General features: G+C 51.9%; 19 protein-coding genes. 15 read left to right on the forward strand and 4 right to left on the reverse strand.

The features are described from left to right. Positions 1-23 precede the first annotated feature (23 nt). From QWY82_RS13210 to QWY82_RS13235, 6 genes are all read left to right on the forward strand, one after another. Positions 24-887 (forward strand): Dyp-type peroxidase, encoded by an 864-nt coding sequence (locus tag QWY82_RS13210; protein WP_290263122.1) that lies wholly within the window; start codon positions 24-26, stop codon positions 885-887. Then, positions 884-1,765, forward strand: a complete 882-nt coding sequence (locus tag QWY82_RS13215) for a tetratricopeptide repeat protein (RefSeq protein ID WP_290263123.1) — start codon at positions 884-886, stop codon at positions 1,763-1,765. Before QWY82_RS13210 ends, QWY82_RS13215 begins: the two co-directional genes overlap by 4 nt. A gap of 22 nt (positions 1,766-1,787) precedes the next feature. Then, positions 1,788-2,663, forward strand: coding sequence for a D-hexose-6-phosphate mutarotase (locus QWY82_RS13220; RefSeq protein ID WP_290263126.1), 876 nt, complete (start codon positions 1,788-1,790; stop codon positions 2,661-2,663). 77 nt (positions 2,664-2,740) lie between these two features. Then, the gene (locus QWY82_RS13225; protein ID WP_290263128.1) at positions 2,741-3,859 is read left to right on the forward strand and encodes a phosphoserine transaminase; all 1,119 of its coding nucleotides are present in this window, start codon (positions 2,741-2,743) and stop codon (positions 3,857-3,859) included. A gap of 112 nt (positions 3,860-3,971) precedes the next feature. After that, entirely contained in the window at positions 3,972-5,147 is a 1,176-nt protein-coding gene (locus QWY82_RS13230; protein WP_290263130.1) for a phosphoglycerate dehydrogenase, read from the forward strand. A gap of 25 nt (positions 5,148-5,172) precedes the next feature. Continuing rightward, positions 5,173-5,484, forward strand: a complete 312-nt coding sequence (locus QWY82_RS13235; protein ID WP_290263131.1) for a YqfO family protein — start codon at positions 5,173-5,175, stop codon at positions 5,482-5,484. Here QWY82_RS13235 and QWY82_RS13240 read toward each other — a convergent pair. After that, positions 5,462-6,016, reverse strand: coding sequence for an NUDIX hydrolase (locus QWY82_RS13240; RefSeq protein WP_290263133.1), 555 nt, complete (start codon positions 6,014-6,016; stop codon positions 5,462-5,464). The genes QWY82_RS13235 and QWY82_RS13240 overlap by 23 nt on opposite strands. Beyond that, complete coding sequence (locus QWY82_RS13245; protein WP_290263135.1) at positions 6,013-6,333, reverse strand: DUF3135 domain-containing protein; 321 nt, start codon at positions 6,331-6,333, stop codon at positions 6,013-6,015. Before QWY82_RS13245 ends, QWY82_RS13240 begins: the two co-directional genes overlap by 4 nt. Before the next feature lie 110 nt (positions 6,334-6,443). Here QWY82_RS13245 and QWY82_RS13250 point away from each other — a divergent pair, with 110 nt between their 5' ends. The 3 genes from QWY82_RS13250 to QWY82_RS13260 are packed head-to-tail and all read left to right on the forward strand — an operon-like array spanning position 6,444 to position 7,786. Next, on the forward strand, positions 6,444-7,043 hold the full coding sequence (locus tag QWY82_RS13250) for a CoA pyrophosphatase (protein ID WP_290263137.1): 600 nt from the start codon (positions 6,444-6,446) through the stop codon (positions 7,041-7,043). 12 nt (positions 7,044-7,055) lie between these two features. Further along, the gene (locus QWY82_RS13255) at positions 7,056-7,586 is read left to right on the forward strand and encodes a gamma carbonic anhydrase family protein (RefSeq protein WP_290263139.1); all 531 of its coding nucleotides are present in this window, start codon (positions 7,056-7,058) and stop codon (positions 7,584-7,586) included. Then, complete coding sequence (locus QWY82_RS13260) at positions 7,583-7,786, forward strand: DUF1289 domain-containing protein (protein WP_353958692.1); 204 nt, start codon at positions 7,583-7,585, stop codon at positions 7,784-7,786. The genes QWY82_RS13255 and QWY82_RS13260 overlap by 4 nt, the downstream gene beginning before the upstream one ends. 79 nt (positions 7,787-7,865) lie before the next feature. Here QWY82_RS13260 and QWY82_RS13265 read toward each other — a convergent pair whose 3' ends face one another. Together QWY82_RS13265 and QWY82_RS13270 are read right to left on the reverse strand one after the other, a co-directional pair. Next, a complete protein-coding gene (locus tag QWY82_RS13265) occupies positions 7,866-9,152 on the reverse strand; it encodes an HlyC/CorC family transporter (protein WP_290263141.1) in 1,287 nt (428 codons plus the stop codon). Positions 9,153-9,254: 102 nt separating this feature from the next. Beyond that, positions 9,255-10,055 (reverse strand): cytochrome C assembly family protein, encoded by an 801-nt coding sequence (locus QWY82_RS13270; RefSeq protein WP_290263143.1) that lies wholly within the window; start codon positions 10,053-10,055, stop codon positions 9,255-9,257. Positions 10,056-10,248: 193 nt separating this feature from the next. On the opposite strand from QWY82_RS13270, the gene ffh reads away from it, so the two are divergent. From ffh to xerD, 6 genes are all read left to right on the forward strand, one after another. Beyond that, complete coding sequence (gene ffh, locus QWY82_RS13275) at positions 10,249-11,628, forward strand: signal recognition particle protein (RefSeq protein ID WP_290263144.1); 1,380 nt, start codon at positions 10,249-10,251, stop codon at positions 11,626-11,628. A 207-nt stretch (positions 11,629-11,835) separates the two neighbouring features. Beyond that, entirely contained in the window at positions 11,836-12,084 is a 249-nt protein-coding gene (rpsP, locus tag QWY82_RS13280) for a 30S ribosomal protein S16 (RefSeq protein ID WP_290263145.1), read from the forward strand. Between the two features lie 26 nt (positions 12,085-12,110). Continuing rightward, entirely contained in the window at positions 12,111-12,650 is a 540-nt protein-coding gene (gene rimM / locus QWY82_RS13285) for a ribosome maturation factor RimM (RefSeq protein ID WP_290263146.1), read from the forward strand. Positions 12,651-12,740: 90 nt separating this feature from the next. Next, positions 12,741-13,526 (forward strand): tRNA (guanosine(37)-N1)-methyltransferase TrmD, encoded by a 786-nt coding sequence (gene trmD / locus QWY82_RS13290; RefSeq protein ID WP_290263541.1) that lies wholly within the window; start codon positions 12,741-12,743, stop codon positions 13,524-13,526. A gap of 59 nt (positions 13,527-13,585) precedes the next feature. Continuing rightward, positions 13,586-13,936 carry a 50S ribosomal protein L19 gene (gene rplS, locus QWY82_RS13295; protein ID WP_290263147.1) on the forward strand — a complete coding sequence of 117 codons (351 nt, stop codon included), beginning with the start codon at positions 13,586-13,588 and terminating at the stop codon, positions 13,934-13,936. A 145-nt stretch (positions 13,937-14,081) separates the two neighbouring features. Next, a complete protein-coding gene (gene xerD, locus QWY82_RS13300) occupies positions 14,082-14,918 on the forward strand; it encodes a site-specific tyrosine recombinase XerD (protein WP_380736569.1) in 837 nt (278 codons plus the stop codon). Positions 14,919-14,972 lie beyond the last annotated feature (54 nt).

A 14,972-nucleotide genomic window follows, 5' to 3' on the forward strand; every position in this document is an offset into this window, starting at 1 on the left:
AGACCAGTTTCTAAGGAAAGTGTATGAAGTCTCAGCTGGGCATAAATAGCCCATTGCCAGCTTGCGCTAAGTATTGCTTTTTTCGGTTGCTCGGCGATTCGAAGGACGTGGCTCGACGACTCAATACCATTGTCGATGACAATGTGGTTATCGGGCTTGGTTTGAGTTTGCTCAAGCATTTGGGGTTGATGGTTCCGGGTATGAAATCGGCCCCAGACTTTTCTTGGCAAGGGCTCGATATTCCACAAACACCGAGTGCTCTCTGCGTTTGGGTGCGCGGCAGCGACGCCGGTATTGTGGCACTGCGTACGCGCAAAATAGTACAGCAGCTAGCCGGGATATTTGAATTAGTTGACGATCTTGACGGCTTTCTTCACCGCGAGGGACGAGATGTGACGGGCTATGAAGACGGAACAGAAAATCCCAGCGGCGAAGCAGCCCATAAATCGGCATTTGTTCCAGCCGGGGCTTTTGCCGAGTCTAGCTTTATGGCGGTTCAATGCTGGCTACACGACATGGAAGCATTCGAAGCCTTGCCGCTGGCTGCCCGCAACCATATCATCGGCCGCGACCTGGAGAGCAATGAAGAGTTGGAGGATGCGCCTGCGCGCGCTCATGTGAAGCGCACAGAACAGGAAAGCTTTTCGCCGCCTCAGTTCGTGCTGAGGAAGTCCATGGCTTGGCAGGGGCGCGCTAAAATGGGCTTAATGTTTGTCGCCTTTGGTGCCAGCTTTGATGCGTTTGAAGCGCAAATGTACCGTATGACCGGTAGCGTGGATGGCATTCGCGATGCGTTATTTGATTTTTCGCGGCCGTTAACCAGCGCTTACTATTGGTGCCCGGCAGTAGATGACAATCAATTAGTTTTGGATGGAAAGATTAAGTGATAAACGAAACCAATACATCACCTGAATCTATTGTCGAAGTGACAATGGCAAACGCCCAAGCGGCGTTAATCGAAGCCTCTGTTGAGCGGCCAGTATTGGCGCTTTTTTGGTCGCAACGCAGCGATGTTTGTATAGCTTTAAAGCAGCTGCTGGAAGCGATAGCGCAGGAGAAGGCCGGAAAATTTCTATTGGCCAATGTTAACACCGATGAGCTGGCTGGTATCGCCAGCCAACTGGGCGTGCAAAGTTTGCCCACGTTAATGGTGCTGCAACAAGGTCAACCGGTGGATGGCTTGGCGGGTGATCAAACGGAGGCCAATGTGCGGGCGCTGCTCGATAAATTTTTACCGCCACAATGGCAAGAAGATTTGTCTGCGGCGGAAAAGCTATTGGCGACCGATGATATTAATGATCAAGCCAAAGCGATAGCGCTGCTTAAAGATGCCTGGGCCGAGAGCAAGCAATGCAGCCTAGCAGTGTTGCTAGCAGATATTTATTTAAATGCCGGTCGTTTGGATGACTGCGAGGCGCAATTAAAGGCTGTACCCATACAAGATCGGCAGTCGGCCTGGCTACAGGTGGAGGCTAAATTGCAATTAAAGCGCGAGGCTGGCAAGGCACCTGAAATTCTTGCCCTAGAGCAAGCGCTGGCCGCAACGCCCGATGATCTCGCGATTGTTCAACAATTGGCCGTAGCCTTGGCTCAAGATAAGCATCACCAAGAAGCCTTGGAGCTGTTGTTTCCTGTGTTGAAGAAAAACCTCGGCGCCGCCGATGGCGCCGTGCGTAAAACCTTTCAGGATATTTTGGCTTCCTTGGGCAAGGGCGATCCCTTGGCTGTTAAATTTCAGCGCCAGCTTTACGCGTTGATCTATTAGTCGAGAGCGAAAGGGAATACAGATGCAGCTTCCGAAAGGTGTCAACCGTGGCACCTCTACCTATGGGTTAGAGTACCTTGATATCGAGCATCCCAAGGCGCGCGCTCGTATTTTTTTACAAGGCGCTCAGGTCACTGAGTTTCAAGCCACGAACCAACCGCCCTTGTTGTGGCTCAGCCCAGAAGAAGATTTTCGCCCAGCAAAGGCCATACGTGGAGGTGTTCCAATTTGTTGGCCTTGGTTTGGTGCCCATGCAGCAAACGCAGCAGCGCCCGCACACGGTTTTGCTCGCACGAGTTTGTGGCATCTAGAAGGCGTCATCAGTCGTGATGAGGGTGTGACCCTAACGCTTTCTTTGCCGGTAGCGGCTAGACCCGATTGGCCCCATTCTGCGCAATTAACCCTGACCGTTAGCATCTCTGATCACCTAGGTTTAGCGCTCACAACCCATAACCTAGGCGACACTGACCTAGTCTTGAGCCAAGCGCTGCACAGCTATTTCGATGTGCAGGATATTACGCAGGTGCAGATTACTGGCTTGCGCGGCTGTCGCTACGATGATCAATTGTTGGGCGAAGCTGGGCGAGGCTTGTTGTGTGCGGAGGGCCCGTTAAACGTGGCGGGGGAAGTGGATAGAATCGTTTACCCGCGTCAGCCTATTGGAGTGACAACGCCAACTTATGACCTAGCCCTAACCACTCAGGGCAGCGCCAGTGCGGTGATTTGGAACCCCTGGTTGGATAAATCGGCTCGCTTGAGTCATTTTCCGGCCGATGGCTATAAGTCCATGCTGTGTGTTGAAACCGCTAACTGTGGCGCCGACGCAAGAGTGATTGGCGCCGGCGCTTCACATAGCTTAGCGGTTGAATATCGACAGTTAAGCACTGGTAAAAACTGAGCTAGCTGGCATAATTCACGCCCGCGCAAGATTTGCGCGCAATTTTCTTTTGTCTGACCGTTAATCAGAGTACAAACATGCGACCAGAACTGAAACCTAGTAACCCCAATTTTTCTTCAGGCCCTTGTAGCAAGCGCCCTGGCTATAGCCTTGATCAACTGCACATTGAGACCTTGGGGCGCTCGCATCGGTCCGCATTGGGTAAAGAGGTCCTCGCCAAGGCCTGTGCGCAAACGGCGGAATTGCTCGGTTTACCCGAAGGCTATCGGGTTGGCATAGTGCCAGCCTCTGACACTGGCGCTGTAGAGATGGCTTTGTGGTCTATGCTCGGGCCGCGCCCTGTGGAAGTGCTGTATTGGGAGTCCTTCGGGCAAGGTTGGATGAGTGATATCACCAAACAGCTAAAGCTAAAGGAAGTGTCTAGCCGCTCCGCTGACTATGGTCAATTACCGGATCTATCGGCGATTAATTTTAATAATGACATCGTTTTCACTTGGAACGGTACCACCTCGGGTGTGAAGTTGCCCAACGGTGACTGGATTGCCGACGATCGCAAAGGCCTTACGATTTGCGACGCAACCTCCGCCGTTTTTGCTATGGAAATGCCGTGGGAAAAACTCGATGTCGTGACCTTTAGCTGGCAAAAAGTATTGGGTGGCGAAGGTGCGCACGGCATGCTAATTCTTAGCCCGCGCGCAGTTGAGCGCTTGGAAACTTACGTGCCGGCCTGGCCCTTGCCAAAAATATTTCGCATGACCAGCGGCGGTAAACTCAACGAAGGTATTTTCCGCGGCGAAACCATTAACACGCCTTCGATGTTATGTGTTGCCGATTATTTGGATGCCCTGGCTTGGTTGGCATCTATCGGTGGCTTGCCTGCGGCGATAAAGCGCTCGGAAGCTAATCTGCAGGCGATTAGTGACTTCGTGTCGAAAAATAACTGGATTCACTTTTTAGCTGAAGATGAGTTGCTGCGCTCTAATACCAGCGTTTGCTTAACCTTGGACGCCACGCCTGACCAAGTAAAGAAAATGGCGAAGTTGCTAGAGGCAGAGTCAGTTGCCTATGACATTGGCGCCTATCGCGATGCGCCCGCCGGTTTGCGCATTTGGTGTGGCGCCACGGTGGAGTCCAGCGATGTGGCGGCGTTAATGCCCTGGTTGGATTGGGCCTATAAGGAAGTGGTAGGCGCGTAATAATGAGAGTTTGAGAGAAGCCCGCCCTTAGGTGGGCTTTTTTTTCAGCCGCTTAGGTATACCAACATTAGCTCGTTTTGTTTGCTGAAAATTATAAAAAATGGAGTCACAGATGTCTTTCAAAGTACAAACCTTTAACCAAATTGCCGAGCGTGGTTTGAAACGATTCGACAGTGTTAACTACTTGGTGGGCTCAGACCAAGTGGAGCCAGATGCGATTTTGTTACGGAGCCAAAACCTGCATGACTGTGTGTTAAATGAAAATTTAAAAGCGATCGCTCGCGCTGGCGCGGGCGTTAACAATGTGCCGGTTGATGCTTGCAGCAAACAGGGCATAGTGGTTTTTAATACCCCCGGTGCCAATGCCAATGCGGTGAAAGAGTTGGTGCTGTGCGCCTTGTTGTTAGCCTCGCGCGGTATCGTTGACGGTATGCAATTTGCGGAAGGCTTAACGGATATAGCCGACAGTCATGAGCTTGCGGCGCGTCTGGAAAAAGAGAAAAAGCAGTTTGCCGGTGTAGAGCTCTATGGCAAAAAATTAGGTATTGTCGGCTTGGGTGCCATTGGTTCAATGGTTGCCGAAATGGCCTTAGCACTGGGAATGGATGTGCTTGGCTTTGACCCAGCGCTATCGGTGGATGCCGCTTGGCGTTTACCAAATCAAGTACAGCGCATGGAAAGTCTTCAGGCGCTATTAGGGCAGGCGGATTACGTTAGCTTGCATGTGCCCGCGATTGAGCAAACCAAAAATCTCATTAACGCCGATACTGTGACGAGTTTTAAAAAGGGCGCGGTATTGGTTAACTTTGCCCGCGAGTCAATTGTCGATCCGCACGCGGTGCTGGGTGCCCTGGATAAAGGCGGGCTTGCGCGCTATGTGTGTGATTTTCCCGAACCTGAATTCAGGGGGCGGAAAGATGTATTGGCGATGCCGCACATTGGTGCGAGCACCTTAGAGGCCGAAGAAAACTGTGCGGTTATGGCCGCAGATCAGCTGCGCGATTACTTAGAAAACGGCAACATCAAAAATTCGGTTAACTTCCCGTCGGTGGCCATGCCGCGCGCGCTGGGCACATGTCGCTTAACCTTTACCAACGATAACGTCTCGGGCGTTTTGGGGCACGTGTTGTCGGTTCTGGCCGATCTCCAGGTTAACGTAGTCGATATGATGAATAAAAGCCGGGGCCAACTTGCTTACAATATCATCGATATGGAGGCGGCGCCGAGTGCGGAATTACGCGCAGCGGTTGCAGCGGTCGAGCATGTTATTGCTGTGCGTTTGATCTAGCAGGCTGCTAGCCTGGGTCTTACTTATGTATAAACTTTGTGTCTATGTACCAACCTCTCATCTAGATGCGGTTAAGTCGGCAATTTTTGCAGCGGGTGCCGGTCGGGTTGGCGCCTATACACACTGTTGCTGGGAAGTGCAGGGCGTCGGTCAGTTTATGCCGAGGACGGGCGCCAAGCCGTTTTTAGGTCGGGTGGGTGAGCTCGAAAGAGTGGCCGAATATCGCTTGGAAACGGTCGTGCCCTTAAATTGCATTACCGACGTAGTCAACGCATTGCGCCAGGCTCATCCCTATGAAGAACCCGCCTACGATGTTATGAAATTAGAGGCTTATTAAGCGGGCGAATTAAATCTTTGGTGCGAAAGGGGAAGTTGTTTTCTTTTCGGTCGGCAAAGTAATGCTGCAAAGTTTCCGTAATTACGGGGAAGGCCAGTTCCTGCCAAGGTATTTCGTGCTCGTAAAAAAGCTCCACCTCTAGGGACTCTGGCCCCGGGCCAAAATTAATATCGGTTAAAGTACCGCGGTAAAAGAAGTACACCTGATTGATTTGCGGTAAGTTGAACAATGTATAGAGCGCGTCAACTTTTATCTTGGCCCTAGCTTCTTCCCAGGTTTCTCTGACTGCGCCTTGCTCTGTGGTTTCGCCGTTTTCCATAAAGCCAGCGGGCAAAGTCCAAAACCCGTGGCGCGGCTCAATGGCGCGCTTGCAGAGTAATACTCTGTCCTCCAATATCGGTAATGTGCCGGTAATGATGCGTGGGTTTTGGTAGTGGATAGTGCTGCAGTGTAAGCATACATGTCGCTCTCTATCGTCGCCTTCGGGAATGGTAAGGGCGACATCTTTCCCGCATTGGCTGCAAAATTTCATTGCTCGCTTTCCATTAATGCCAATCGGTAAATTTTTGCATTCTTGGCAGGTTTTGCTGTATCGGGTTGATTCAGTCTGTCGATCATCTGGTGGAAGGATTCGGTCATCATGCGGGAAATTTTTATACAGGCACCTAAGGGGCTTTTGTGCAACTGGCGCTGGGCGTCTATTTGAAATTGAAGCCCGCGCAGGCGCTGTTTGGTTTCGCCATTCGCCTGATCAATCACAGCGTTTATTAGCTCGGTGCGCAAACTCTCGAGCGCTTCCGGCTCACACTCTGCCAGTGTGCGTAGCTGGTCAAAATTCGGCAATTTCATGGCTTACCTCATACTTAGCTTTGGCTATTCTACCAGAGCTGGCGGTGACTGGGCTCGCGCTTAACTTCACTGTTTGAACTTTCTGGTTATAATGCGCTTGAGGTACGCCTATGCTCAAACAGCTCAGCTCTGCTATCCAACAATATAATTACGCCTTAGACCGCCCCGGTGCCTACAGCAAGCAGGCTGCCGTACTTATGGCGATTACCAATGAGGCCGACCCTCAGGTGGTTCTGACCCTACGTTCTTCCGAGTTGAAGCGGCATTCGGGGGAGGTGTCTTTTCCCGGCGGATGGTGGGATACAACCGATGAAACTCTGGCCCATACAGCGCTACGCGAGGCGCAAGAGGAGATTGATCTTTGCCCGAGCAAGGTTGAGTTGCTGGGTAATTGGCGCTCTCGCTATGCCCGCGGCGGCGTGCGGGTGCAGCCGGTGATTGGTGTCATCGCGCCCGACATTGCACTTACGCCCAACCCGGGTGAGTTAGACGCGGTGTTTAAGGTGCCCTTGGCATTTTTTCTACAGGACCGACGCGCACGCACCGATGTGTTTACCCATGAAGGCAAGGAGCATTGGGTGCCGGCCTACGAGTTTGAGGGCTTTGAAATTTGGGGTTTTACCGCCGGCATTATAATCGACGTATTGAATTCCACACTCGGCGCTGGCATCGTTAAGGCGCATGAAACAGCGCCGTTGCGCCATTTTTAAGGGCAAATTGATATGACTTTTTACCGATTGGGAGATATGCAACCCAAGCTTGAGGGCGAGGGGCACTTTATTGCCGATAGTGCCAACTTGATTGGCGAGGTCATCGTAAAATCCGGCGCCAGTATTTGGTTTAACGCGGTTATTCGCGCGGATAACGCGCCCATTGAGGTGGGGGTTAGATCCAACGTGCAAGATGGTGCCGTTTTACACACAGATCCAGGTGTAAAGCTGACCATTGGGCAGGGCGTAACCATCGGCCACAACGCTATGCTGCACGGCTGCACCATCGGTGATAATTCTCTAATCGGTATAGGTGCGGTAGTGTTGAATCACGCCGTGATTGGTCGCAACTGCATTGTTGGCGCCAATGCTTTGGTGACTGAAGGCATGGAAATACCTGATAACAGCTTAGTGGTTGGCAGCCCCGCCAAGGTGATAAAACAGTTGGATTTTGCCGTTGAGGAATTATTAGCCGCCAGCGCCGAGGTCTATGAAAAACATGCAGTGCGTTATACGAAAGAACTGAAAAAGGTCGAGCTTTGAGTATCGGTGCGGAGGTGGATAATCAGCGGGTTAAATCACCTTGCACGTCAGTGTGTGCTTTGAATGATGAGGATATTTGCGTGGGCTGTTATCGCTCCGCGATGGAAATTAGCCGCTGGGGGCGCATGAGTCACGAAGAGCAACGAGCGGTGGTTGAATTGGCTGCTGAGCGTAGGAAATTCGAAAATCCTTTTAGCTAACACCTAACACCTAACACCTAACACCTAACACCTGATTAGTTTATATCTCTCCCCTAAAATCATTTGTCTAGATGGCAGTTTACTCTTCATCATCCAGCTGTAGCCGTATGGCTTTGACTTTTTCGATCATTTTGCTAGAGGTTTCAACAATTTCAAAACGATAATTCTTTAAGGTTAAACTCATCGCTGTTTCCGGCACGCCTTGGAATGTGTCGACGAGCAAGCCATTAATGGTTTTCGCTTCATCGGTGGGCAAGTCCCACTCCAGTTCGCGGTTTACATCGCGGATTGACGTGCTGCCGTCGATGATGAACCAGCCGTCGCCAAGGTCGATAATTTCTTCCTCCACGCTGCCAGCGTTGTTGGTGGTGAAATCGCCAACAATCTCTTCGAGCAGATCTTCGAGGGTAATGATGCCCTGCACATCGCCGTATTCATCCACCACAAACGCCATGCGGCGCTTTTCTTTTTGGTAGTGCAGCAATTGCGTATGTAAGGCTGTGGATTCGGGCACAAAGTAGGGTTTGCGGCAAAAGCGCCGGATGTCGGCGTGGGTTATGGTGGAGTCGTCGCCAAAAATAAAGCGCGCCGCGTTGCGCAAATGCAAGGTGCCCACCACATTGTTGATGTCGCCTTCGTACACGGGTAGGCGAGTATATTCACTGGTGCGAATTTGTTGCAGTAGCGTTACCACGTCGTCTTCTAAATTGAGCCCAACTACTTCATTGCGCGGCACCATAATATCTTCCACCGTCGCCTTGCCCAGATCGAGCACGTTGAGCAGCATACCTTGGTGTTGGTCGGGAATCAGGTCGCCGGCTTCATCAACCACGGTGCGTAGCTCATCGGGATGAAGGTGCTCGTTGGTGCCACTCACTTCCGGGTTGATACCAAATAGCCGAACCAGTGCGTTAGAAATAGTGTTGACCAGCCAAACCACGGGATAGAACAGCCAGAGCAGTGGCTTAAGTATGAAGCTGGCGGGGAATGCGATTTTTTCAGGCTTGAAAGCGGCAACGGTTTTGGGCGTGACCTCGGCGAAAATCAACATAATAAAAGTGAGCACAATGGGCAGTATCACTAGGGTCGCCCACTCGCCAAATAGGCGCATGGTGATAGCGCTGGCAATAATCGTCGCCAAAATATTAACTAGGTTGTTGCCGATTAAAATAACGCCAATCAGCCGATCAGGGCGGCTCAGCAGCTCAGCAGCTCTTAGGGCGCCAGCGTGCTTCTTATTAACAAGATGTTTCAGGCGATAGCGATTCAGGGACATCATCCCTGTTTCAGAAGAAGAGAAAAACGCAGAAAGTATTATCAGACCAGCCAAGCTTGAAAAAAGTAGGCTCAAAGGTATGTCGTTCAAGTAGGGTTGTTCTCTATGACAGTAAGCGGCGTATCTTGCAATAGATGGCGCCGCATGGCAAATGTAATGTGCTGGTGCATCGGTTTGCTACTTTGTTTGTCGCTAATGAATCTGCAGCACTAGCTCTAAAACAAACTTGCTGCCGAAAAAGGCCAGCATGAGTGCGGCGAAACCGCCCAGGGTAAAGCGGATGGCGGTGTTGCCGCGCCAGCCCAGCCAGTGTCGGCCGGCCAGAAGTGCCGCGTAGATCAGCCAAGCAATGATCGAGAACACAGTCTTGTGTGCCAAGTGCTGGGCAAACATGTCCTCGATAAAGCCGATACCCGTGATAATCGACGCAGAGAGGATTATAAAGCCCAACCAGAGCAGCTCGAATAGCAGCGCCTCCATGGTTTGCAACGGTGGCAGAAATTTGATCGAGCCGCTGGTTTGATGGTGTCTTAACTGGTGCGTTTGTCGAGCCAGCAAAAGGGCTTGAGCTGTGGCAATGGTTAAGAAACTATAGGCCAGCAAAGACAGGATGACATGCGCCGCTAGGCCTTCGTTCAGCTTTGCAAAATGTTGTGCTTGGTGTGTGGCCAAGAGTAACCCCGTGCATAGCACGGCTATCGGCATCATAAGGATATAAAGGCTGTGGAGCGGCTTGCGTAGGCCCGATATTAACAGCAGGCTGTTCATCGTGGCCGATACGAGGCTTGCGGTTGCGAAAAAGCTGAAATTAATGCCCTCCGCAGAGACCAGCAGCGGGTAGAGCCCAGCCCAATGAAAGGCCACCGCGGTTATCGCTAAGGCGTGAAGCCATGGCCCAGCGATGGGCTTCTGGTGTCGAATTAATGTAATCAGGTATCCGGTGGCCGCCACATAAACCGCTATCGCTGCCAGATTTAATACTAACGCGTACATAGGAAGTCCATTTTACCTGTCAAACCAAGCCTTTAGAGGGATCGGCAGTGTGTCACAGCGGCACCGAAATTTGAAGATTTAGTCATCGCTGCAGTCTCAACTTGGGCTAGTGCCATTGCTTGAGATATACTGCCGGCCTTTTCAAGATGACGGCATGGGCGCCGTCATCCCGCACCGGATTAAGATCAGTACGATGTTTGATAATCTAACCGAACGACTTTCTAAATCGCTGCGTACCATTACGGGTAAGGCGCGGCTCACCGACGACAACATCAAAGATACCTTGCGCGAAGTGCGCAAGGCGCTGTTAGAGGCGGATGTTGCCTTGGCTGTGGTGAAAACCTTCGTTGAGCGAGTGCGCAAGCGCGCCGTGGGTGTAGAAGTCGCGAGATCGCTCAACCCTGGCCAACAATTTTTGAAAATTGTGCAGGCCGAACTGGTTGAGTTGATGGGGCAGGCCAATGAGAGTTTGAACTTGGCCCAGCAACCGCCGGCCGTGGTATTGATGGCGGGCCTGCAGGGCGCTGGTAAAACCACCTCGGTGGCCAAGCTTTCGCGCTTTTTGAAAGAGCGGCAAAAGAAGAAGGTGTTGGTTGTTAGTGCCGACATTTACCGCCCAGCCGCCATTAAGCAGCTAGAGACCTTGGCGACCGAGGTGGGCGTTGAATTTTTCCCATCGTCCAGCGACCAGAAGCCAATCGATATCGCCCAAGCCGCTATCGCCCACGCTAAGAAACAATTTTGCGACGTCGTGATCGTCGATACCGCCGGCCGTCTGCATATTGATGACGCGCTGATGGACGAGATCAAAGGCTTGCACAAAGCCATTAACCCGATCGAAACCCTCTTTGTTATCGATGCCATGATTGGTCAGGATGCAGTCAATACGGCACAGGCGTTTAATGAAGCCCTGCCTTTGACGGGTATCATTTTAACCAAGGCAGATGGCGACGCCCGCGGTGGTGCGGCACTGTCGGTGCGCGAAGTGACCGGTAAGCCAATTAAGTTTTTGGGTGTGGGCGAGAAAGTTGACGCGCTCGAGCCTTTCCACCCAGACCGTATTGCCTCGCGCATCTTGGGTATGGGCGATTTAATGTCGCTGATTGAGCAGGCCGAGCAAACCATCGACAAGGCCAAAGCCGAAAAACTGATGAATAAGGTCAGTAAAGGCAAGGGTTTTGATCTCGAAGACCTGCGCGACCAGCTCCAGCAAATGCAGAATATGGGCGGCCTAGGTTCCATGTTGGAGAAAATGCCGGGTATGGGTAATGTGGCGCAGATGGCGCAGCAGGCCGATATGTCCAAACAGTTCAAGCAGATGGATGCCATCATTAGCTCCATGACGCCGCAGGAGCGCCGCGACCCCGATATTCTCAGCGGCTCGCGCAAGCGCCGTATCACCATGGGATCGGGCACCCAAATTCAGGATTTGAATCGTCTGCTAAAGCAGCATAAGCAGATGTCGAAGATGATGAAAAAAATGAAGGGTGGTGGCATGACCAAGATGATGCGCGGCCTGGGCGGCATGATGCCAGGCGGTATGGGTGGCTTGCCGCCGGGAGGTATGCGCTAACCAAATTCCCGGTGCTTTTGCGAAAAAGTACCAGAAAAGCGGTATTTAGAGCGGCAATAGCCGATATGGCAGTGGTTTTAGCCTATACAGGTGGTTTTTTTTGCCCTAAAATACCGCGCCTTTCGCAGGCCTGTGTCTGCAAACTTGCTAGATGTAGTGGTGCAGGCATAACGCAGGCACAAATTTAACAACAGGAAGAAGACTTACATGGTAAGCATTCGTTTATCTCGTGGTGGCTCTAAGAAGCGCCCATTCTATCATTTGACAGTAACCAACAGCCGCAATGCACGTGACGGCCGTTACCTTGAGCGCGTAGGTTTCTTTAACCCATCAGCGCGCGGTCAAGAAGAGCGTCTGCGTGTAAACCAAGAGCGCGTACAGCACTGGGTTGATTTGGGTGCTCAAGTTAGCGATCGCGTTGCTAGCTTGCTGAAAGAAGCCACTAAAGCGGCTTAATTGCACTCACTGAGGTACGACCGGCGATGACCGATACAAGGTCTAATTTGATTGATGTTGGTCGTATTACCTCGGTATTTGGTATCAAGGGCTGGGTGAAAGTTCACTCGGATACGGAACCGGCAGAAAACATCGTTAGCTACAAACCTTGGTGGTTGAAAACCCGCCATGGCGTGAAAGCGGTGGAAGTTGACGAGTTTCAAGCCCATGGCAAAGGGTTTATCGCGCACATCAAAGGTGTGGATGATCGCGATGCGGCCGAGGCACTGGCTAAAGTTACTATCAGTGTTGAGCGCGCCCAGTTGCCAGAGTTAGACAGCGAAGAGTACTACTGGCACCAGCTCGAGAACTTGCAGGTGATCAGTGTCTTCGGTGGTGCAGAAGTGGTATTTGGCCGGGTTAGCCACTTGTTGGAAACCGGCGCCAATGATGTATTGGTGGTGAAGCCAGAAGCCGATAGCCTGGACGACAAAGAGCGCTTGGTGCCTTACGTGCCTGGGCAATTCGTCCAGAAAATTGATTTGGACGCGGGCAAGATTTGGGTCGATTGGGACCCAGAGTTTTAGCCGACAATGTCTGAATCAGCGGCGAGCGCGGCGACATTACCGGTATCGAGTGAAGTGCGTGATACAGCTGAGCCCAAGCGTAGGGCGCCGTTGAAAATTGCGTTGATAACCTTGTTTCCTGAGATGTTTCAGGCCGTAACCGACTATGGCGTCAGCGGTCGAGCGGTAAAGCAGGGTTTGTTAGAGGTTAGGTGTTGGAATCCTAGAGATTTCACCCAAGATCGTCATCAAACTGTCGACGCCAGGCCTTACGGTGGCGGCCCCGGTATGGTGATGATGGTTCAGCCTCTGCGCGATGCGGTTAGTGCAGCGCGGTGCTGGACTGAGGCCAATGCTTCAAGCGGTAATACAGAGGTGGTGTACTTGTCGCCTCAAGGTCGCCAGTTTAATCAGGCGGCGGCGCAGAACTTCGCCCGCGAGGGTTGCGCCAACTTAATATTGATTGCCGGTCGCTACGAAGGTGTCGACGAGCGCTTTATTGAGTTAGAAGTGGATAGCGAATGGTCTATTGGTGACTATGTGTTAAGCGGTGGCGAGTTAGGTGCGATGGTGATGTTAGACGCGATTACGCGACTACTGCCCGGCGCCTTGGGTCATCAGCAGTCGGCCGAGCAGGATAGCTTTACCGACGGCTTACTGGATTGCCCGCACTACACTAGGCCCGAGACCTATCTCGAAGGCCAAACAGAATTAAAGGTGCCAGGGGTGTTAGCCTCTGGTGACCATGAGAGAATCCGCCGTTGGCGGTTACAGCAAGCACTGGGTAGAACCGCTCTGCGGCGCCCAGACTTGTTGCAAGGTAAGACCTTGACCGAGGAGCAGCACAAGCTGCTGACGGACTTTCGTCGGGACCTCGAGGCGGAAAAAAAGCGTTAAATAACGCTTTTTTTCCATTCTAGCTGTGAAGCTACACACTTGTTATTTCGGAGAACAAAATGACTAACAAGATTATCCAAGCCCTCGATAACGAACAGTTAAAGAAAGATGTACCTGCGTTTGCACCCGGTGATACCGTTGTGGTTCAGGTAAAAGTAACAGAAGGCGAGCGCAGCCGTTTACAGGCCTTTGAAGGTGTTGTGATTGGCAAGCGTAACCGCGGTCTGAACTCGGCTTTCACCGTGCGTAAGATTTCTTACGGCGTGGGTGTTGAGCGTACTTTCCAGTTACACAGCCCGCTTGTTGATTCAGTATCTGTTAAGCGTCGCGGCGATGTTCGCCAAGCTAAACTTTACTACTTGCGTGACTTGGCTGGTAAGGCTGCACGTATTAAAGAAAAACTTAACTAAGTTATTTAGTTATGTGTTTTCCAAAAGCCGGCCTCGCGCCGGCTTTTTTGTGCTTGCAACTTTTGTGCGCCTTAGCGAAGCTGTGGTGGGCCAAAATAGGGTGTTAGGTTTGGATATTATCGAGCAGTTTTTAGATGGTTTGTGGATGGAGAAGGGGCTTAGTGATCACACGCTCGAAGCCTACCGCCGCGATTTAACCCAGTTTGCCACGCACTTTCAGCAGGAACTTCTGTGCGCTGACGACGCCGATATCCAGCGCTTTTTTAGCCATAAGTTCGAACAGGGCGCCAGCGCCCGCTCTATTGCTCGGCAGCTTTCTTGCCTGCGCAGTTTTTACAGTTATCAAGTGCGCGAAGGCCAGTTGAAGGTCGATCCTACCGCTTTAATCGACAGTCCCAAGCTAGGGCGGCCACTGCCTAAAAGTCTTTCTGAGGCCGATGTGGAGGCTTTGTTGGCGGCGCCTGATACTGACGACGCCATTGGTCTGCGCGATCGCTGTATGCTCGAAGTGTTATACGCAACCGGATTGCGGGTCAGCGAGCTAGTGGGTTTAACGCTGTCACAAGTTAATTTGCGCCAGGGCGTCGTTCGGGTATTTGGCAAAGGCTCGAAGGAGCGCTTGGTGCCCCTAGGCGATGAGGCGATGAATTGGCTGGCGACCTATGTGCGAGATGGGCGCGGCTTATTATTGGGTGGGGTGCAAAGTGAAGTGCTTTTTCCCAGTAATCGCGCCCAACAGATGACGCGCCAGACCTTTTGGCATCGCATTAAGCTGTGCGCCAAGCTGGCCGGCATTGAAAAGCCCTTGTCGCCCCACACTCTCAGGCACGCTTTCGCCACCCATCTCATCAATCACGGCGCCGATCTTAGGGTGGTGCAGCTGTTGCTTGGTCACTCAGATTTGTCGACCACGCAAATTTATACCCATGTGGCGCAAGAGCGCATGAAACATTTGCACGCCCAGCACCATCCAAGGGGCTAGAGCGCAGCGCGATAGTAAACCTTCGGTCATAAAACCCGCGCTGGTCGCTGCATG

The organism is Simiduia curdlanivorans, assembly GCF_030409605.1.
Lineage (GTDB): Bacteria > Pseudomonadota > Gammaproteobacteria > Pseudomonadales > Cellvibrionaceae > Simiduia > Simiduia curdlanivorans.